This window comes from Actinoplanes sp. NPDC048967, assembly GCF_040649415.1.
GTDB lineage: Bacteria > Actinomycetota > Actinomycetes > Mycobacteriales > Micromonosporaceae > Actinoplanes.
The window spans coordinates 51,681-71,256 of the sequence record NZ_JBEZFL010000017.1 but is presented as its reverse complement, the minus strand read 5'-3'; the positions used below and the strand labels follow the sequence as shown (position 1 = coordinate 71,256).

Here is a 19,576-nt window from a genome sequence, read left to right as displayed (position 1 = left end):
CCATGCACCACGCCGAGCACGTCATGGGGACGGTCGTCAGCATCGACCTGGCCGACGAGCTGCCGCCGGAGAAGCTGCGCGCGATGGTCGACGACGTGTGCGGCTGGCTGCATGAGGTGGATCGGCGCTTCAGCACCTACCGCGAGGACAGCGAGGTCAGCAAGCTGCGCCGGCGGGAGATCGACCCGGCGGACTGCTCGACGGACATGCGGCACGTGCTGGAGGCCTGCGCCGACCTGTGGCGCGAGACGGACGGCTACTTCGACGCCTACGCGGCGGGCCCGCTCGACCCGAGCGGCTACGTGAAGGGCTGGTCGGTGGAGATCGCCTCCGCCCGGCTGGTGGAGGCCGGCTCGATGAACCACTGTGTGAACGCCGGTGGGGACATCCGGGCGCGAGGGCGATGCGCCACGGGAGCGCCGTGGCGGGTCGGCATCCGGCACCCGTGGGAGGCGGACAAGCTCAGCTGGGTCCTGGCGGTGAGCGACCAGGCGGTGGCCACCTCCGGCACCTACGAACGCGGTGACCACGTCTTCAACCCCCGCACCGGCGGGCCGGCCCGGGGCCTGCGGTCGGTGACCGTGGTTGGACCGGACCTGGCGCTGGCGGATGCCTACGCCACCGCCGCGTTGGCGATGGGCGAGGCGGGAATCGCCTGGCTCTCGAAGCTGGCGGCGAACGGCTACGACTCCGCGCTGGTGACGGACGACGGCCGGGCCTTCAGCTCCGCCGGCCTTCCCGCCGCTGTCTGACCTCATCCTGATCAGAAGTCGGCGAACAGGTACGGCATCCGCTTCGGGAACAGCGCCGCCAACGGCTCGACCGCCGATGCGTCGACCTGTCCGAAGCCCCTGGTCACGACCTCGATCGGATCGAGCACCCCGTACGCGAGGGCGGAGATGCCCGCACAGGTGACCGTCGCCTGCGGCTCGTTCTTGCTCGGCTCCACGGTGAGCTGCCCGCTCTCGCCGGTCAGCTGGTAGCGGCCCGCGATGAAGTCGTCGTCGACCACCTCGATCGTGATGGCCTGCTCGGCGGTCGTAGCGGTGCCCGTGAGCGCCTCCATCGACAACAAGCGGGCCATCGGACCGTTCTGGCTGGGATGCTCCACCCGGCCCTGGGTGAGCACCGGGAAGTCGGTCCCCCAGAGATCCGGCACCTCATCCGTGCCCACCTTGAGGATCACGCGCGCCACCTGGTCCACGTGCCGGGCGAAGTACTGCAGGAGAAGCGCCCGGCCCAGCGAACCGGTGGTCAGCAGGTCGTCGGCCAGCAGTTCACCGCCGAACCGGTCGATGCGGTAGGTCACCGCCCCCACGACCTCGCCCTCGACCCGGGCGATCGCAACCCAGCGCGGATTGTCGCGGAACTCAGCGGTGCGGACCTCGTCGAACACCGAGAAGCCGTGCCGTTCTCCCAACAGACGCAGCGTGAGGGCGGTGTAGTCGTCGAACGCCTCCCGCATGGGCAAGCGCTCCACCTCGCCCGGCAGATCGGCTTTCAGGAGGTGAGAGAGGCCCTCAGGGGCGAAGGTGACCGTGCGCACCCGGGGCAGACCGACGAACCCGAAGCGGCCGTAGAAGGACGGGCGGAAGGGGTAGAGAGCGCTGACTGTGCAGCCCTGGTCGCGCATCTGCTGAAGCAGGCGGCCCAGCAGCGCCCGGACGAAGCCGCGGCGGCGGGCGGACGGATGGGTCGCGACGGAGGCGACACCGGCCATGTCGTGCAGGGTGCCGCGCACGTTCTGGCGCATCGGGAAGGCGCCGACGCCGGCGAGCGACCGGCCGTCCTCCTCGGCGACAAGGCTCACGGCGGTCCGGTAGTACTGCATCCGGCGGGCGTAGGTGTCCCGGTCGCCGTCGGCCCAGGGTGAGGGCATGAAGGCATACGTCTGCAGGGGAAACATGGTGTCGGTGCGCTCGTCGGCGGTGACCTGTCGGATCTGCATGAGCCCATCCAAGCGGGTACGGGGTGGCTGCGCTCGCCGGTTTCCTTACCTGTGGATTACGCGGGGGCGACGCGCCGGGGGACCCCGGTTTGGCAAGGCGGCCGGGGACCGGCTAATGTTTCATCCGTCGCCGGGGAACGCGCCGGAGAGACAAGCGGACGTAGCGCAGCTGGTAGCGCATCACCTTGCCAAGGTGAGGGTCGCGGGTTCGAATCCCGTCGTCCGCTCGGAGAGGCCGCCACAGGTTACGTGCGGGGCCAGCTCGGTGGAGTGGCCGAGAGGCGAGGCAACGGCCTGCAAAGCCGTGTACACGGGTTCAAATCCCGTCTCCACCTCGGCATCTGAACGAGGGCGATTGGCGCAGCGGGAGCGCGCTTCCTTGACACGGAAGAGGTCACTGGTTCGATCCCAGTATCGCCCACCAAAGTTGGCAGTGCGCGAACCGCCTGGTTTGCGTCACGGTCGGTAAGGGTCAGTCCTTCGGGGGCTGGCCCTTCGTCGTTTCCGGTGATCGGGAGCTTGAAGACGGGTCGGACGGTGTCATCCGCGATGATGGTGATCTCGTGGATGAGCGACTCGAAGAGTGCCTTGCGGGCGTTGTGAGTCTCGTCGGTGAGAATTCGCCGAATCTCGGTGCGGATGGCGGCCAGGTCGACGGGGGTGAGCGCCATTGGTGTCGTGTCGATGGCGAATTCGAGTTCGGCTTTGCGGGCGCGTAGTGCCTTCGCCTGGGTCTTGAGGGCGTCGAGGCGGGCGCGGATCTCGGGTGCGTCGTCGTCGAGGGTGCCTCGTTCGAAGGCGGTCAGATAGCGGTCGACGGCGGCGGTGTTCTCTCTGATCTCGCGTTTGACGGTGTTGAGCCGGTCGCGTTCGGCTGCTGATGAGGCGGTGTGGGTCTGCTGGAAGCGGCTGATGGCGTCGGTGATCAGGTCGTGGCCGGTGGTGTAGAAGTCGAGCAGGGCTTGTTCGATGGCGGTTTCGAGGTCGTCGGCGTTGAAGCGGTGGATGTCGCAGCCGGCTTTGTTGCCGTAGCGGGCGCGGCTCCAGCAGGTGTAGTAGCGGTAGGTCTTGGAGCGTCCGGTGGCGGCGGTGCCGATGTAGCCGCGTCCGCACTGGGGGCAGCGGATCAGTCCGGTGAGGGTGTAGCTGGATGGGTTGGCGGCGCGCTGACCGATCTCGCTGGACCTGCGGGTGAGGATCTGCTGAGCCAGGTCGAACTGGGTCTGGGTGATGAGTGGTTCATGGGCGTCGGGGACATTGATGTCGCGCCAGGTCTTCTCGCCGAGGTAGATCCGGTTGGTCACGGTCATCTCGACGGTGTGCTGTGACCAGGGCTTGCCGAGGCGGGTGCGTAGTCCCTGGTCGTTGAGGCGACCGGCGATGGTCTTGGTGCCGAGCCTGTCGATGGTGTAGAGGTCGAAGATGGTGCGGACGGTGGCGGCCTCGTCGGGGTTGGGGACGAGCTTGTCGAGCTTGCGGTCGATGGTGTAGCCGAGGGGCCGGGCACCGCCGGTCCACAGGCCTTTGGCCGCTTTGCGTTCCATCCCGGCGATGACGCGGTCGATGATGGTTTCGCGTTCGAACTCGGCGAAGACGCCGAGCATCTGGACCAGCATCCGCCCGACCGGGGTGGCGGTGTCGAACGGCTCGGTAGCCGACCGGAACACCACCTCGGCGTCGGCGAGCTCGTCGAGCAGGCCGGTCAGGTCGCGCAGGCTGCGGGAGAATCGGTCGACCCGGTAGACCAGCAGCGTGTCGAACAGCCCGGCCCGCGCTGCGCGAAGCGCCTTCTGGAGTTCGGGGCGGTCGGTGGAGGCGCCGGACGCATCGTCGGAATACACGGCGACGATCTCCCAGTCGCCGGGCTGCGACGCCACGAACGCCCGGAGTTTCGTTTCCTGGGCTTCCAGGCTGAACGGCTGGTGGTCCTCGTCGGTGGACCGGCGAAGGTAGATCGCGATCCGGCGGCTGGTGTCTTCGATGATCTGCCGGACGCGATGGGGCGTGCGGGATCGTTTAGCCATGATCATCACCTCAAGATCATTTACAGGGCGGGGTATCGACCGTCGGTCCATCCGTGGCCAGGGTCAAGCCGCGCGTCAGGCTCCAGAAACACGAAAAGCCCGGCACCGGGTGCTCTGTGCGTTCGAGCAGCCCGGTGCCGGGCGTGACGGCCGAGTCAGTGATCGGCGTCGGTTCGGTGGTTGTGCCACCAAGCGGCGATCAGCGCGGCGAGTGCTGAGACGGCCTTTTCGTAGTCGTCGGGTTGCATCGGGACCACCGTGGGCGGGAGCACGCGGACTCGACGAGATCGCTTGCGGGGGTGAGGTGCGTCGGGGAGGTTGCTCTGCGGTGCCCGTTCATCCATAGGCGGTCCGGCGGCTTCGCGCCCCGTGCAAGCCGGGATGGCGGTACGGAGTGGTCAAGATCGTCATCATCAGTCTCCTTTCGATGGGCATAAGGACGCCCGTCGAGCGGATGCTCAACGGGCGGGCTGGGGGACGGCGACTTCCGGCAGGCATTCGCCTCGCACCACGCCGGTGAGGCTTCACGGCGCGGTACAGGTCATTGGTTCAGGTCTTGGCGAGCCAGCGGGTAACCGGGTTGTCGGGGGCGGCTTCGCGGATGGTGTGGACGGTGGCGGCGAGGTGCCACCAGATGAGGGCTGCGACGTACGTGGCGGTGAGGTAGCCGATGGTGCTGACCGCGACGATCAGGGCGTAGCCGGGGACGAGGATGAGACCGACGGCGACGCGGATGCCGAGGTGGCTGGTGACAGTCGCGGCGGTGGCCGCGCCGAGCAGGGCGGCGCCGATCGCTGCGGTGAGGCCGACCATGCCGGTGAGGTCGGTAGGGAACGTCAGGGTGTAGGCGGCGCGGACGAGGTAGACGCCGGCGGCGGCTGCGGCGATGGGCCACAGCGGTGGGCGCATGCGGGGCAGCCAGTCAGCGAGCCGGGCGGCGGGGATCCGCGGCGACACGGCGGCGATGACGACCGCGCAGGCGGCGATCGGGGCAGCGGCGGTCAGCGCCCAGCGCAGGTACGCCGGGTCGGTCCAGCCGACACCGACGCCGGTGCCGAGCCCCCACAGTCCGGCCAGCGCGAGGCCGGCTGCTGCCGCACCAAGGTAAGAGCGCCGCAGCAGGTAGCCGGTGGAGGCGGGGTCGTTCATGCCTTGCGGTGAGAGCCAGGTGGTCGGGGCGAGTTGAGCTGCTGCGATGGCGGCGGTGGCGGCGATCGCTGCGGCGAGGGTGAGGTTGGCGACCGGCAGGCGTACGCCGGTGATGTAGGTGCTGATGGTGGAGACGTCGGCGGTGGTAACCGTCTGCAAGAGCAATACGACCGAGGCGGCGGCGAATACGGCGACCGCGTTGAGGCTGGCGATGGTGAGGCGGGTGCGAGGGAGTCGGGTTGTGGCGGCCGTCGGAGCTGCGGCGGCGCGGATGTTCCCGGTGAGGCGTGCGGCGCCTGCCGCTATCTGGTCCGACTGAGTAAGGGTCGCCAGCGGCGGGAGGCCGGCGTCGGCGAGCGCTATCGAGGTCGCCGCAGCGGTGGCGTCGTAGACCACCAGGACAGTCGCCGTGATGTCGGCCGGGTCGATGTCGGCCTCGGTGAGTGCCAAGGCAAGGGCCGACGCGAGCTGATCGAGGTGTGGTTGTGCGGCCTTGTCCAGGTCGGAGCTTTCGAGGACGACGGGGTCGGATTGGCCGGGCAGAAGGACTGGGGTGCGGGCGGTGCTGATCAGCGCGGTGCGGGCACGGTCTATCTCAGCCGCGGTCTGCCAGTCCACATCCCCAGGAAGGTCTGCGCTGTCGCCCGTGCGGTGCCGGATCGTGGTTGCCAGGGCTCGGTCAATCCCGGGCGCATCGGGATCGTGCACGATGACGGCCGCGAGTTGCGTGTACTGCTCGGTGGCGTCCAGCACAGTGAGGTGCGGGTAGTCGTCGCCGATGGTGCAGACCAGCACGTACCCGTCCCGCGCCGTGTTGAGGACGGGTGAAGCGGCGGCTGCCGCGGCAGCGGTGACGATGGTCGGTTCGGGCAGCCCGGCGGTGGTGGCGGCTCGGGTAAGCCGCTGTCTCGACTTCGGTCCCCATGGTTGTGGAGTCGTCACGATCAGCGTGGTCACGGGGGTACCCGCCTGAGTGGAGGCAGTGTTGGCGACGTGGGCGAGCAACGCTGAGACCGCCGCGATCGCCCCGGCCTCAGTCTCGGCCGTCGTGGTCCGCAGGGCGGCCATCGGATCCGGAAGGTATGCATCCGGGTGCTGGGTGGCTGCGGCAACTGCGGCTGCAGCAACTACGGCGGTGCCGGACTGCGGATCGGTCCAGACGCCCGTCCGGATGCGCGTCTGACCGTCGAACGTCACCGGCCACGTCCGACCGCCGACCGAGGCGACGGCAGCTGTCCACTGCGCGCCGAGGTGCACGCTGAGATAAAGATCCGCCGGGGCCATGCCGGGCAGTGTCCCGCGCCCACCGGTGACGGCGACGACCCCGATGACGATAGGTGATCAGATCTTCACATCGTGAAAGATCGATGCTGCTCTGTAGCGACCGGCGGGCGCCGACCGCTACTGAGGATGATTCGGGCGAGCCTCGGGGGAATCGAACCGATGGAAGACGAGCAGCTATCGCAGGCGGCACGCCGCGCGGCGCAATACGCCCGGCAACCTTCACTATGGACCGCGCCGAGTCCCACCACCGCGGTCGGGCTGGATGCGAAACGTCGGTCCGCGCCGATCGTCCGGCTCGTGGTCGCCGGGGTCCTTCTGCTCGGCGGGCCGCCGTGGCTGCTGTGGACCGGATTCGGCAATCCGATCACTGTGTGGTCCTCGTGGTGGACCACCGCTCCGTTCGCCGACGCCACCGCCGCGCCCGTCGCCGGGCTGCGGGTCGTGCTGATCTGGGCGGGCTGGCTAACGTGGGCGATACTCGCGACGCTGCTGGTAGGCAGCGTGGCCGGTTCCCTACGTGGCCGTCGGCTGCCGCGATGGCGGCTGCCGATGCCGTTGCATCGCCTGATCGTCGGGCTCACCGGCACCGCCACCGTCGCTCTGGTCGCCACCCCTGCTGGCGCAGCCGTCGCTGCTACCTCGGTGGCGCAAGCCGTTCCCGCCTCGGGGTCCGACCAGACCGTCTTTCCGATGCATCCGGGAGCCGCAGCCGGTACGCCGAACCCAGCGCGCGACAGCGCCCGTGAGGAAGAGCCGATAGAAGCGAGCGGTCTGGTCACAGTCGCCGTCGGCCAAGACCGCTACGAGTATCGGGTCCGCCGCGGCGACACCCTCTCGAAGATCGCCAAGTCGTGGCTGGACGATTCGAATCGGTGGCCCGAACTCTGCTCGCTCAACAAACATCGTCACGTCGCGCGCGACCAGGCGCTGACTGACTGCGATTTGATCTATCCCGGCTGGAGCCTCCGGTTGCCGGCCGACGCGGTCCCGCCAGCCGGCGCCACACCTGCCCGACCACCTCGCACGGCGCCTCGCCCCGAACCATCCGAGCGGAACGAGCCCGAACCGACAACCCCGCCCGCAGAAAGTGCCGCCCCTGTGCCGGAGAGCCCCGATGCCGGGGCAAGCCGCTCAGCCGATCCCGCACCGCCCACCGCCGGTCATGCGGAGGACGGCAGCTCGCACGATCAAAACGGTGAGGATCTGGTCCTGCCGGGAGGCAGCATCATCCCCTGGACGCTGGCCGCTGCCATCACGGCGACAGCCGCCCTCATCTGGTTGCAACGCCGCCGCCGCTACGTTCCCGGCACCACTGAAGAGCTGCGCGACCTACCCGCCCCGGTGCTCGCCGCCCAGCACCACACCCGCCACGCCGTCGCTCCAGCGCCGGCCGAATCCAAGAACGGCGAGACAGTGCCCTCCGGCGGTGTTGGACTCGTCGGCTCTGGGGCTGACGCCGCCGCTCGCGGCTTGATCATCACTGCGCTTACTGCGGGCACACCCACCGACCCGGCACTCCGCGCTGAAGTCATCATCGACCACGCCACGCTCACCGCCTTGGTCGGCGACATCTCGATCATGGGCTGGCCACGACTGCACATCACCGACGGCCTTGAGCAGACACTCACCCTGCTCGACACCCACCTGCTCCACCGCGCCCGGATCCTCGACGAACACAGCCTCACCGACATCGACGCCCTACGCGACACGGCACCGTCCGAGGAAACCTTGCCGCCATTGCTCCTGATCACCAGCAGCGAGCAGGCCGCCGCCAGCACCCGAGCCCGCATCACCTTCAGCCTCACCGAAAGCTTGAGCATCACCACCGTCATCCTTGGCCGCTGGCCTCACGGCCCAGCCCTCTCGGTCTCCGACGACGGCGACGCCCGCCTCGAGCCCGGCGATCAGGACTCCGAGATGCGGCTGGCCGTTCTCGACGTTACCGCGACCCGCGATCTCCTTGATGCGGCACGCGAGGCCCACACCGGGGAAGCGCCGCCGGCCAGCCGCTCGGCGCCGGTTCAGCTCTCTACCGCCACCGGTGAGGCCCCTGGTCCAGCCGCGCTGATGCCTCTGCAAGCCGACCGCGCCGACGGTTCCGTCGTCGACACCACACCGTCCGTGCGGAAGGCACCGGGACGTGCCCAGCTTCGCGTACTCGGCAAACCGGAGATCAAGGACATCACTGCAGACGGCCGCCCGTTGCGCGCCAAGGCCCAAGAACTCGCCGTGTACCTCGCCGTGCATCCCGACGGCGCCAGCACTCGCGAGATCGGCGAATACCTCGAACCCGACGCCCGCCTCAGCCAAGCCGACCAACGCGTCCACACCAACGCCTCGAACCTGCGCCACGTCCTCGGCCGCGCCGGCACCGCCGATACCAGAAATGCCTACGTCATCAAGGCCGCCGGCAAGTACAGGCTCGACCCGGCAACCGTCGACGTCGACGTGTGGACGCTGCGCAACCTGATGCGCGACGCGACCATCGCCGCCGAACCGCGCCGCCGCGAACTGCTCACCGCCGCCTGCGACCTGTACACCGCGCCACTCGCCGACGGCCACGACTACGAATGGATCCAACCGCACCGCGAGACCGTCCGCCGCTGGGCGACCGAGGCCCACCTCATGCTGGCCGACGACCTACTCGGCACCGACCCGCAAGCCGCCTCGGACCTACTCGACAAGGCCATCGGCCTGGACCGCTACAACGAGGCGCTCTACCTCAAAGCCATGCAGGCCCGCCACGCACTCGGCAACGCCGACGGGATCCGCGTCCTGCTGCGCGCCCTCACCAAAGAACTCGCCGACCTGGACGCTGAACCCCGAGAAGAAACGATCGAACTGGCCAATCGACTCCGAAGCGACCTGGACCGAGCCTGACGCAGAACCCGTGTGGCCACCACGCTCGCGCTTCCTGCGCATTGCAAGGTCCACTTGCCGGTTGCCCCAGGCCGATCATCCCCGCTGCCGCACATCGCCGCGCGGATCACCCGCACCCGCGCGCTGAACCAGCGTCAAGATTGCTGCCGGCTGGCCCAAGACCAACGCGCTGTCCAGTGCATTCGAACGCCTCGCCGCTCTACCGCGATCCGCTGGCTGACGTCGACACTGCAACCCGACAAACCGCCTGGAGGAAACCGGCCCCAGCGCGCATGGTCACGCCTGTCATCGGTTGGTGAGGTCGTAATCGTCTAGGTGAAGAACGTCTTCGCACATCGTAGTCATCCAGGCTCGGCTGAGGTCGGCGACCGAAATGCCACTCGCGTTGGCGGCGGCCGACGCGAGGAACCATGGCAGCGTCGTTGTCCCAGGAATTCGGGACATCGAAGTCAGGTCCACGATTTCGCCCATGTCTGTCGTCGTCGAAACCGCGACCGCCACACGGGCCACAGGTTCTGCGGCAAGGTCGGCACCGAACCGAGCAAGGAAGGCGGCAACTTCAAGAGTGCGCTGCAGCCAGGCTTTGAAAGTCTGTTCCCACTCGGTAAGCGTCATCGCCTTCCGAGCGGCCTTACCGTGGCCGTGGCGGATGGCGATCAATAGGTCGGCGCAGCCCAGCTCGCGCCCGAACAGCGAGTGTTCGTCGGTCGGCGGCGGATTGAACCGCGCCCAGGCCGTCGGCTCACCAGTGTCCTTGTCTGCACGCAACAGCGCACCGAAGCTGGTCCGTCCCTGATCCGCGTACCGCGTCCAGGCTAGATCGGCGACTTCGGCGTGCCGAGCGACTGCGTCCATCACCTCCGGGCCGCGAAGCAGGTCGATCAACGCATCAGAGATCGACTTCGGTCGCAGCGATGTCGGCCACTCTGAGCACGCGAGCCGCCAGATGAATCTGAATTCAGTCTTTGGGTCGTTCGACGCGCCAGAGAGGAATGGGCTCATCCAGTCGCGAGCGAACAACGCAAGCCGTGCTTGTGGGAGCACGGCCCACCGCTCGAATTGAGGTAAAGGAACGGTTCCGCCCAATTTTGCAAGTTCGCGCGGCACTGTGGCAGATGCGGGCTCTGGGCGCAGTTGGGCAGTCGGGCCGTGCTGTGTGACGTCGCGGTTCCCTATGTTGAGCGAGCCATTGTTGTCGCCCATCACGTACACGACGTTGCCGCGGTCTGACCTCTCGGAGTCATGCTCTTCGAGATGTCGTTTGCCTCGGGCCGTCAGGCGCACAAGGATGACCGGTACCGCGTCGGAGTCCGTGCCATCCGAGGCATATAGGAGTCCCTCGTCGACAAGGTAGGTAACAGCAGCGTCGATGTCACGCTCACTGAATACAGCCCCCTCGCGCGAAGCGTGCGGCGAGGATAAGAAACCAGTCACCGGTGCGGCCTTGTCCAGCCCGTACGCCCACAACAGCAGCCCTCGACGGCACCCGATGGCGCGCTGAAGTGGATCATCACGTCGTTCGTGCCGTCGCAGGGTTTCTGCGTGGCCCCCGGCGGTGAGTCGGACCCCGCTGGCGAAGAAATCAAGGACGATTGCGGTTCGGATTAGCCCCCGCTGATCAAGATCTTGAAGTGTGTCCATCCATAGGGTCTCATCGCCGACTGGCGGATTCCCGCCAAACATCTCGGCCAGGGAATATACGCCTGACGAATCCGGTGGACGTCGCGCGACGAGCCAGTCGAGCAGGGCGAATTCGCGTCGCGTCGCGTCGTTCACGCGCCTGGCTCGATGCCGAGCTTCAATTCGAGGTACTTCGTCAGCACGACAGGCAGTACGGCACCCGTGGTGCGCCCGAGCAGCCGGATTACTTTGCTCCCCAGCGACTTCACCTGCTGCGGGTCGGGGTCGTCGGCGTCAAGCTCGTACTGCGCGGACTGCGCTGTACGCACGAGTTCATCGCGGTCACGTTCGGTCAGCCCTAGCGATGCAGCGGCTTCGACCACTGCCTTCATGATCTCCGCAATGTCGGTGGCGGCCAGTTGATTCTGGGTGGCTGCCGTCTGAGCGACATCCCGGTTGCCTGACGCGATGTTCCCGCTGTTGTTGCCCTGAACGGTCACCTGGTGGTGCGTTCGCGCGAGCTGTTGGTCGTAGTCGGTCACGAGCGGATCCCTTCCCCAAAGTCGTCACCGAGTGTAGCCCTCGCTGGAGTCCCGTCAGGACGGAGCGCAACTCGGTCTCGTACATCGACGGTGACTCACGATGGCAGGGCCGAGCTACGCCTTGTGCGAAGACGGAACCCGACCGAATCCCAAGTCAACTTGCCTGGCTCCTTGTTGGCTCGGCCGATGGCTCTCAGGCACGGTCACTGAGTGCAACATCGTATGTGAGAGGTCGTCCGTGGGTGAGCAGTCACGGTTGTACGGCTACTTACGAACGATGTGTCGCACCCCGGGAGTACCGTGTCGCGCGACGTTGACCGTTGGCGACCAGGGGAGCGCATGGCAAGCGGATTTAAGATCAACAGGGCCGGTATTCGGAAGATGGCCCGTGAGATTGAACGGGAATTTGCGAAGACTCCGGTGCGACTCCCGATCGACGGGAAGGTGCAAGCGACCGGTGGCGCGAGTGACGGTGCCGTCACCGGCTCTGAGCTGGAGTTGGTCGCTGGCTGGTTGCTCGATTGGGGATACGCCTACTCGAATGCCAAGTCGGGGCTTGTGCCCTCGGTCTCCGAAATGATGACCGACCTAGGGGTCGGGGAGTTTGAGCCGTTAGTCAGGCCCAACGTTGAGGTGGCCGTGGCCGCGCTTGAGGAGGCGGGGCTGTTCAACGGCTCGGCGAAGACTTTCGGCAGCCAGGGCATGAGTCTCCCGGTGTGGCTGACCGACTCGGGTCGGCGTGAAGCGGCGTCGCGGATCGAGAGCCGCAAAGACAATCGTGCCCGGCGCAGCGCGTGTCGCGACGCGGTACTCCGTTGGGTCTACGAACGGGACGCAACCGGAGAATCAACGGAGATCACCGAGATCGCCACCTGCCCCTACGGCTGGTTCAACGGGATCTTGTTCAGTGCCGCCGATCTGGCAGAGGCCGTTGGATACCTCCGGGGGCGGCGACTCCTGGGCGGAACCAACGAGAGCCTAGCCATAGAGCCGGCCGGGACTGAGTGCATTGAACAGTACGGCGGCGTGGTGGAGTATCTGAACCGGAGAGACGCTGCTGGCGTGAACGTGACGATCATGGGCAACAACAGCGGGCAACTCGCCGTCGCGAACCGCGACGTTACTCAGGACCAGGCCAACACCAACCAGACGCAGGCACTTGCCGTATTCGTGAATGCTCTTCGCGAGTTCGGGCAGCTCGTCCCGGTGGGCCAGCAGCCGGAGTATGAGGAGGTCGCCGCCGCGCTGGAGCGGGAGGCAGCCAAGGCTGAGCCCAACACAGGCTGGGTTGAAGCACTATTCGACCGCGTGACGGGCTTGCTTGACGACGCTCCGGCGAACCTGCAAAACGTGGCCCAGGTAGTGAAGGTGGCGTTTGCTATCTACGGACAAACGGCGGGCTGAATCCTCGGCTCTCCCGCCATGTCTCGTTAGTGTGCATTCGACACAGGCGATGCTTCCGGGTGCCTTCGACGGTCCGGGACGGTGGAGTTCGTTACGGACCGTCCGTCGTGGGGGAAGAAGAACAAGCTGAGCCGATTGAGAGTGACGAACCAGAGCTAAGCCCCTGTCCGTCTCGATGCACTACGCGTGCCTAGGAAATGTTCTATGGACGACTGCCGCTGACATTGCGCCGTCTGAATTCGTCCTACCAGGCCGCAAACCTGGGAACGGGGATCCTCAATTCCCCCGGTGTGGCCCGGAAACGTCAGGCGACACTGAGGTGGATGTGGTTGGTGTGCCAGCCGGATGGGTCGTTCCCACCGTAGGGGTTGTTGTAGGTGTGCCAGCCTTGGGCTGGGGTCCAGATCATGCGGAACCAGATGACGTACATGATGCCGAGGCGATCCGCGTTGGCGACGGCCCATGCGGCCATTGCGTCGCCTTGGGCCTTCTGCGCGCCGGAGGCTTCGCCGCGAGTGGTCATCATGAAGTCGCAGGCGCGTCCTTTCGGGTGCTCGCCGTGGTCGTCGACTCGATAGCAACCCGGCTTCGGGAAGCCGGCGGCGGTGGCCTGCTGGACGAGGTGAAGTGTGCGCGGGGTGATGCAGCCGGTGCCGGTCGTCGGGTCCGGGTGGATGGAGCAGGACTCGTCGGGCCAGGTGCCGTCCGGGTTGCGGAGTGCCGGTTCGGCGTTGCCGAACGGCATATCCGAACAGTCGAGCGCGCTCTCACCGGTCCGGTGCTGATCAAATAGTGCGATGGCGTCGCTGGTCCACTTCGTGTAGGCCTGCGGGTACGCGGAGAGCTGGACCTTCTGGGCTGCCTCGGTGAGAGGCATCGTCTGCCAACCGGGCACGGTCTTGAGCTTGTCGTAGAACTTGCCCGCCTGGTAGGCGGGATCCGCCAGTTGACTGGGTGTCCCCCAGCCCTGGCTCGGTCGTTGCTGGAACGGACCGAGAGAGTCGAAGTTGTTCCGGCTGCCGAGGTGCGGCAGGTTCTGCAGTCGGGACTCCTGCATGGCGACGGCCAGTGCGATGGTCTGCCCCCAGCTGTCGACACCTTTGGTGACGCCGACCTCGATGATTGTCGTGGCGATGGCGAGCTGTTCGGTATCCCATTGCCCGGTGTCAGCCGGTTGCCCGGAAGAGCTCATGGTGGGTGAGGCGGCGAGGCTGCACGCGCCTGAGCCGCTGCCCAACAGGGACGACAGCAGGAGCGTGGGCAGGCCGAGGCAGGCGATGATGACGACGGTGACGATGCCGATGAAGGCCTTGGTCATAGGTCGACCCTTCGATGGCAGCAAGAAAGGCCGGGCTACGCGCCAGGGGCGCGGCCGGCCGGCGGCAATGGATGAGCCTGGTCAGAGGCGGTGAACGACCCGGATCAGGCCCTCGTGGGTCTCGTTGAGGAAGTCGGTGATCAGCTCGCCGGTCTCGACGGCGGGTGACTGCCCGACGGCCAAGGTCGAGTTGCGCCCGTTCCAATGGCCTCGTGCAGGCCGGGCGCTTATCAAAGCCCGTTCCTATACGAGTCGGGGCACGTTGACCCGCGCGGGTCAACGTGCCCCGGGCGGGTTGATGGGTAGAGCTGTTAGACCTTCAGCAGGTCGAAGGCGGCCAGCTTGAGATCGCCGGTGGTGCCCGTCAGCACCCGATTGGCGCGGACGGTCTCGTCCTTGGCGGGCTGGTAGTGGTCCAGGTATTCAGTGATGGCCTGGTATCCGGCCCACCGGCTGCCCTCGATGGCCTTCTGGGTGTCGGCCTCACGGATCAGGTACTTCAGCGTGCCGAGCCGCTGCTTAGCGTTGCGTTTCGTGGTGTCGGAGGCGTTGTCCTTGACCGGCCAGACCTGCCCGACGATGTGCTCGAACTCGCGCGTGGTCAGCGCCTCGTTCAGCATCCGTTCGGCGGCCTGCTCGAACTTTTCCAGGTATTTCCACATGAGGCCGAGGGCTTCGCGGGCCTGGCTGATCTGGGAGCCGACGTTGCTCGTGTGCCGGAACGTGTAGTGCCCGATGGCGTGCTCGAACGCGGCGCGCTGGGTGTTGGCGCAGACGACCCGGATCGGGCTGGCGTCCACCCGCAGAGCGGCGGTGCCGTCGTGCGAGGTCGTTCCGATCAGATAGAGGTCCATCCGGTCCACGCCGGCGATCTCCATCGCGTCCGGCAGTTTCATCGTGACGAACACGCTCTTGCCGCGTCGCAGGCTGCCGGCGGTTTCGAAGTGGGCGCCGCCGACCTGGTCGACGAGCCGGTCGAGCATCTCGGCGCACTGCTCGTTTTGGACCACGGTGTAGTCGGTGCCGACGATGCCCAGATACTCCGTCTGTCCGGTGACCGGGTTGCGGCGTACGGTCATCCGCTTGTCTTCGGTGGGGATCTGTACCTCGACGCCGTCGACGAGGTCGATGCCGACCGTACGGATGGTCCGCACGCCCCAGCCGCCGAGCTTGGCGGCGGCCATGATCTCTTCGGCCTTCATCGTGTGCTGGGTGACGGTGCCCAGCCGGTGCCAAGCCGACAGGCGGGCACTGGCGAAAGCGGTCGTGCCGTCGGCGAATTGCTCGAGTTCGTGTGGCACAGGGTGCTCCTTCCAAACGTGTGCGGGGCCGAGCAGCCGCCCGGCCCCGCGATGGGATGGGATGGGATGGGAGATAGTCAGGACTGCTCGGGGCCGTCGGCGTCCGTCGCATCGACGGCGATGTCCGCAACGCCCTCGGCATCGTCGTTGGTGTCGGGCTGCTTGTCGGCCGCGTCGGCGACGTCGGCGGGTGCCGGAAGGATGAACGTCAGCGGTGCGTCCGAGACCATCAGGATGCTGCCCGCGGCGGCGGCCTTGGTGCAGTTGTTGCGTACCGCGCCGGAGCTCACGTTGCGGCCGCCGAGCTGCGCGCTGATCGCGGTGGCGATCTCCTGCGGAGTCATCGGCCGGCCGGGATTGGCGGCCAGGACTGCGATGGTCAGCTTCTCCAGCTCGCCGCGGGCGAACGGCTGGTTGCCGTCGGCGTTGATGGTCACGTCACTGCCGTGGCCCAGAGTGCTCGGGCTGTTGTTGAGCGGGCGCGGCGGCAGCCTGGTGGGCAGGGTGACTACATGGACCCCGTCGTCCGGGCCGATGATGTGCAGCGTTCCGTCCGGCCGGACAAGGCTCTGCACCGCCGCCACGGCGGCCGGGGTGCTCGTGACGCCGCGGATCACCTGGAGGCACAGCGCGCAGCGCGGCGGTTCGGGGTTCGGGTCGACCTCGCTGGCCTTGGTCGGTCCGGCGATCCACCGCTGTTGCAGTCCGGGCAGCCGGCGGGCGGCGTCGGCCTGCTCCATCGCGGCCAGCAGCCGGATGGTTGTCGGGTGGCTGATGCCGCTCTCGGCGACGATCATGTCGACGGTCGCGCCGTCGACGTTGTGTTCGGCCAGGACGCCTTTGATGGCCATAACCTTGCGGTCGCCGGGACGCGTCGGCGCGATGACGGTCGGATGCGGCCCCACCTTGGCCGGGGCGTCGATGTCGTCCGTACCGTCGTCCGTGTCGTCGTCGGACGGCTCCTGCCGGTCGGCAGTCTCGTCGTCGTGTTCACCGGTGTCGGTGGCCTGGCCGTTGTCGCCGAATGGCTCGTGGTCGCCGGTGTCTGGCTCGTCCGTCGAGTTGGCCTGCGGGTCGTCGTCGGTCTCGCCCAAGCCGGTGGCGGGCTCGTCGCTGAGGTCGGTGGCGTCCAGCGCGACGGCTGCGTCGTCTGACAGGGCCCATCGGGTGGGCGTGCCCTCGGCCGGGTCCGCGCCGAGGTCGACCTCGACGATCAGACCGGCCTCGGACATGGTCCGGATGGCTTTGTCGGTGGTCGAGCGGGCCTTGCCGGATTTGTCGGCCAGTTCGTGGACGTTGCCTTGGCCGAGTTCGACCAGCGCCTTCAGGACGGCCTGCGTTGCAGGTGTCAGGGACTGGAGTTCCATGGGTTTCCCTCCTCGGGAATGTGGGATGCGCCCGGCACGCGAATGTGCGGGACGGTGGTGCCTCCGGTGCGCAGACAGTGCGGCTTGCGGGCGAGCGCATGGAGCCGCGTCGCCCAGTGGATGCCGCGTACGTGCGGTCCGGAGTTCGGGTGCGATGCCGTACGGGCCGGTCAGCGGCTGGAGATCCGCCGCTCACCGGTGGCGCGCAGGATGTAGAGGCTGGACTCGACGGGATCGCGGTAGATCCCCGCGGCGGCGTGCGGAAGCCGGACCGGGCCGGGATGGACGGCGGGGTCGAGTTCGACATCGGATTCGTTGATCTGCACCCGCATCGATCGGCCGGCGATCTGCTGCCTGCGGCAGAGCTCGGTGTGGGGCAGCACGATCAGGACGGTGTCGCCGGGGTTGACGAAGCGCCGCCGTACCGGTTGCACGGGGTTCGTGGCGACGTACACGGCGCGGTCGGGATCGTCGACGAGCGTGCCGATGTGGATACGGGCGCTCTCGTAGTCACTGGCATAGCCGCTGATCTCGCTCAGCGCGTTGTTCACTGCCTGGGCGGAGCCGGCCAGGTCGTCGGTGTTGATGAGCTGGGTCCGGAGCGCGTCGACGGCGAGCAGCAGGCGGTCGCGGGCGTAGCGCAGTTGGTCGGCGGACGCCGGGAGGTGCGCGGCGGCGGGAACGGGGTCGGCGGCGTGCTGGTCGAGGGTGCGGCCGGTGGTCTGCACGATCCACCTCTCGACCGGGTCGAGGTACGGCACGGGATCTCCTTTCGTTTGTGCGGACACGCCGAAGACCGGTTGCGGCGGGGGCCGCGACCGGTCTCACGGGTACGGGGAGTTGTCAGGCGATGGTGACGGCGCACAACCGTGCGCGGTCGTTCAAGGAACGCAGGTACATGCAGGCGTCGTTGAGGAACCGGAACCGGTCGGCCAGGGAATCGGTGGCGGGCCGCATGACGCGTCCGTCGGTGGTGATCAGCGCGTCGCCGATGAGCGCGGTGCGCCAGTAGAGCCCGGCGTAGGCGGCTTCACCGGCCTGGAACAGCGACAGCTCGTACGGGTCGAAGACGTAGCCGCCGGCGTAGGCGAGCATCGCGAGCACGCGAGGCTGCTGCTCGAACCGGCGGCGTGCCTCGCTCAGGCTGACCTTGGCCGGGTCGGCGTGGTGCTGGGCGAGGAAGTCCTCCCAGACGCGGGCGGGCTTGGTGGTGGCGTTGATGTGCAGGTGCCAGGCGCGCCAGCGGGTGATGGCTTCGTTCGCGGCGATCTGTGACATGCCGGACAGGTCCAGTCGGCTCTTGCGGCCTCCGGCGGCGAAGGTGACGGCGCCGAACTTGCGGGCTGCGTCGAGCAGGTAGTAGCCGAGGAATCGGGTCAGCCAGCCGATGAATCGGCGGTGGCGTACGCGGAAGCGGCGGGCAGGGGTGCCGTTGGCGTCCATGAGGTCGTTGACCTTCTCGCTGGCGGCGAACCAGTCGGCGTCGTCGTCGGGGTTGAAGCAGACGGTGACGATCTTGTCGGTGAGCGGAGTGGGCTTGGGCATGACGGGGTGCTCCCTTCGCGAAGCGGAATAGGGGTGAGGTGGTGCTTGGGTTGTGCCACCGGATCGCGGCGTCTGGACCGGCGGGAAGCTGCCGAGAGAGATGCGCGGAGCGCAGATCACGAGCCGACCGAGACGGTGGGCTATGGGTGAACTGGGCCGGGCGCGGGGCAGTCCCGCGCGGCGGGTCGAGACGGGCGGCGGTGCGAACAAAGAAAGGAAGAAGCTGCACCGTAGCTTCGTGACCTGACAGCGCCGTTCCTGTCAGGATTCGTGATCATGTCTGTGACCTGCGCTGACAGGTTCGGCTGTAGAGCTGTCAGCGCCTGTCAGAAGAGAAAGACGCCGTCGGTGTAGTTGGGGTTCTCCGCTAGGGCCTCGCCGTGATCGCTGGGCAACTCGGCCAGCGCTACCCGGCTGGTGGAGCCTCGTGGCAGCCATACGCGGGCGGTGGGATCGCTGGCGTGGGTGGCCGTCGCCACGGGGACGGCGGTGTGCTGACCGGGCAGCAACCGGTGCAGATGCTCCTCGCGTTGCTCACTGCCGAGCCAGAACAGCACCGGGTATCGGGCGCCGCCCCGGTGGATGAGATCGCCGTACTTCTTGAGTTTGGCGACCACCCGGCTGCCGAGGGCTTCGGTGCCGGCGTCGGTCTCCAGGAAGAACCCGACCGTGATGCCGTCTGTGGTCCAGAGGCCGTGCCCGTCGGCGGTGATGGTCCGGAACTGCTTGTGGGTGATCTGCTCGGACCACCATCGGTCGAGCTGGGCTTCGTCGTGCCGGCGGGCGTGCTCGGTCAGGCGGACGAAGAACTCGTTGGTCAGCACGAGGTGGGCCAGGTGCGGGTTCGCCGACAGCCGCTGCACCGTCTGGTTGCTGGATCGCGCGGTGGGCTCGGGCCGTTCGTGGGCGGCGGCTTGGAAGCGGTGTCCGTTGTGGCCGAGCGTCCAGTGCCACGGTTGGCTGCCACCACCGTCGCGATGGAAGCGGAACCGCTCGACCAGGTCGAGCGCGGCTAGCTCGTTGAGGCGTAGCTGGCAGGTACGCCTCGCAGCGAACAGCATCCGATGGATCTGGCCGGTGGTCAGGACCTGGTGGTCGTCGAGGAGCTGGAGCAGGAGCCGATCACGATTGGTGATGTGGGGATAGATGGCCAGGAGACTGGCTGTACGTGGGAACGGCAATGGTGGTCACCCC

14 protein-coding genes, 3 tRNA genes and 1 pseudogene are annotated in these 19,576 nt (G+C 67.5%); 7 read left to right on the top strand and 11 right to left on the bottom strand.

The window, feature by feature from the left end; translation table 11 throughout:
• Window positions 1-2 precede the first annotated feature (2 nt).
• Window positions 3-752 (top strand): FAD:protein FMN transferase, encoded by a 750-nt coding sequence (locus AB0C12_RS43210; protein ID WP_360556957.1) that lies wholly within the window; start codon window positions 3-5, stop codon window positions 750-752.
• 11 nt (window positions 753-763) lie between these two features.
• Here AB0C12_RS43210 and AB0C12_RS43205 read toward each other — a convergent pair whose 3' ends face one another.
• Window positions 764-1,948: a GNAT family N-acetyltransferase gene (locus tag AB0C12_RS43205; RefSeq protein ID WP_360556955.1), complete on the bottom strand. Its 1,185-nt coding sequence runs from the start codon at window positions 1,946-1,948 to the stop codon at window positions 764-766.
• Between the two features lie 154 nt (window positions 1,949-2,102).
• On the opposite strand from AB0C12_RS43205, the gene AB0C12_RS43200 reads away from it, so the two are divergent.
• The 4 genes from AB0C12_RS43200 (at window position 2,103) to AB0C12_RS43185 (ending at window position 2,667) form a co-directional block, all read left to right on the top strand.
• Window positions 2,103-2,175: transfer RNA gene (locus AB0C12_RS43200), tRNA-Gly, on the top strand.
• A 37-nt stretch (window positions 2,176-2,212) separates the two neighbouring features.
• A tRNA-Cys gene (locus AB0C12_RS43195) sits at window positions 2,213-2,283 on the top strand.
• Window positions 2,284-2,297: 14 nt separating this feature from the next.
• A tRNA-Val gene (locus AB0C12_RS43190) sits at window positions 2,298-2,372 on the top strand.
• Window positions 2,373-2,511: 139 nt separating this feature from the next.
• The gene (locus AB0C12_RS43185) at window positions 2,512-2,667 is read left to right on the top strand and encodes a hypothetical protein (RefSeq protein WP_360556953.1); all 156 of its coding nucleotides are present in this window, start codon (window positions 2,512-2,514) and stop codon (window positions 2,665-2,667) included.
• A gap of 297 nt (window positions 2,668-2,964) precedes the next feature.
• On the opposite strand, the pseudogene AB0C12_RS43180 reads toward AB0C12_RS43185, so the two are convergent.
• Window positions 2,965-3,972 (bottom strand): annotated as a pseudogene (locus AB0C12_RS43180) (recombinase family protein); the annotation flags it as partial.
• 549 nt (window positions 3,973-4,521) lie between these two features.
• A complete protein-coding gene (locus AB0C12_RS43175) occupies window positions 4,522-6,405 on the bottom strand; it encodes a hypothetical protein (RefSeq protein ID WP_360556951.1) in 1,884 nt (627 codons plus the stop codon).
• 159 nt (window positions 6,406-6,564) lie between these two features.
• Here AB0C12_RS43175 and AB0C12_RS43170 point away from each other — a divergent pair, with 159 nt between their 5' ends.
• On the top strand, window positions 6,565-9,285 hold the full coding sequence (locus AB0C12_RS43170; RefSeq protein ID WP_360556949.1) for a LysM peptidoglycan-binding domain-containing protein: 2,721 nt from the start codon (window positions 6,565-6,567) through the stop codon (window positions 9,283-9,285).
• A 285-nt stretch (window positions 9,286-9,570) separates the two neighbouring features.
• Here AB0C12_RS43170 and AB0C12_RS43165 read toward each other — a convergent pair whose 3' ends face one another.
• Both AB0C12_RS43165 and AB0C12_RS43160 read right to left on the bottom strand, forming a co-directional pair.
• Window positions 9,571-11,061 (bottom strand): hypothetical protein, encoded by a 1,491-nt coding sequence (locus tag AB0C12_RS43165; protein WP_360556947.1) that lies wholly within the window; start codon window positions 11,059-11,061, stop codon window positions 9,571-9,573.
• A complete protein-coding gene (locus AB0C12_RS43160) occupies window positions 11,058-11,447 on the bottom strand; it encodes a hypothetical protein (protein WP_360556945.1) in 390 nt (129 codons plus the stop codon). Before AB0C12_RS43160 ends, AB0C12_RS43165 begins: the two co-directional genes overlap by 4 nt.
• 339 nt (window positions 11,448-11,786) lie before the next feature.
• Here AB0C12_RS43160 and AB0C12_RS43155 point away from each other — a divergent pair, with 339 nt between their 5' ends.
• Window positions 11,787-12,851, top strand: a complete 1,065-nt coding sequence (locus AB0C12_RS43155) for a hypothetical protein (protein WP_360556944.1) — start codon at window positions 11,787-11,789, stop codon at window positions 12,849-12,851.
• A gap of 304 nt (window positions 12,852-13,155) precedes the next feature.
• Here the strand turns inward: AB0C12_RS43155 and AB0C12_RS43150 are convergent, their stop codons facing one another.
• The 6 genes from AB0C12_RS43150 to AB0C12_RS43125 form a co-directional block, all read right to left on the bottom strand.
• Window positions 13,156-14,169, bottom strand: coding sequence for a hypothetical protein (locus AB0C12_RS43150; protein WP_360556943.1), 1,014 nt, complete (start codon window positions 14,167-14,169; stop codon window positions 13,156-13,158).
• A 311-nt stretch (window positions 14,170-14,480) separates the two neighbouring features.
• Window positions 14,481-15,470, bottom strand: coding sequence for a DUF932 domain-containing protein (locus AB0C12_RS43145; RefSeq protein ID WP_360556942.1), 990 nt, complete (start codon window positions 15,468-15,470; stop codon window positions 14,481-14,483).
• A gap of 77 nt (window positions 15,471-15,547) precedes the next feature.
• Window positions 15,548-16,837 carry a MarR family transcriptional regulator gene (locus AB0C12_RS43140; protein WP_360556941.1) on the bottom strand — a complete coding sequence of 430 codons (1,290 nt, stop codon included), beginning with the start codon at window positions 16,835-16,837 and terminating at the stop codon, window positions 15,548-15,550.
• Window positions 16,838-17,007: 170 nt separating this feature from the next.
• A complete protein-coding gene (locus tag AB0C12_RS43135; RefSeq protein WP_360556939.1) occupies window positions 17,008-17,598 on the bottom strand; it encodes a hypothetical protein in 591 nt (196 codons plus the stop codon).
• Between the two features lie 82 nt (window positions 17,599-17,680).
• Window positions 17,681-18,382, bottom strand: coding sequence for a hypothetical protein (locus tag AB0C12_RS43130; RefSeq protein ID WP_360556937.1), 702 nt, complete (start codon window positions 18,380-18,382; stop codon window positions 17,681-17,683).
• 326 nt (window positions 18,383-18,708) lie between these two features.
• Window positions 18,709-19,563: a replication-relaxation family protein gene (locus AB0C12_RS43125; protein WP_360556935.1), complete on the bottom strand. Its 855-nt coding sequence runs from the start codon at window positions 19,561-19,563 to the stop codon at window positions 18,709-18,711.
• Between the last annotated feature and the right edge of the window lie 13 nt (window positions 19,564-19,576).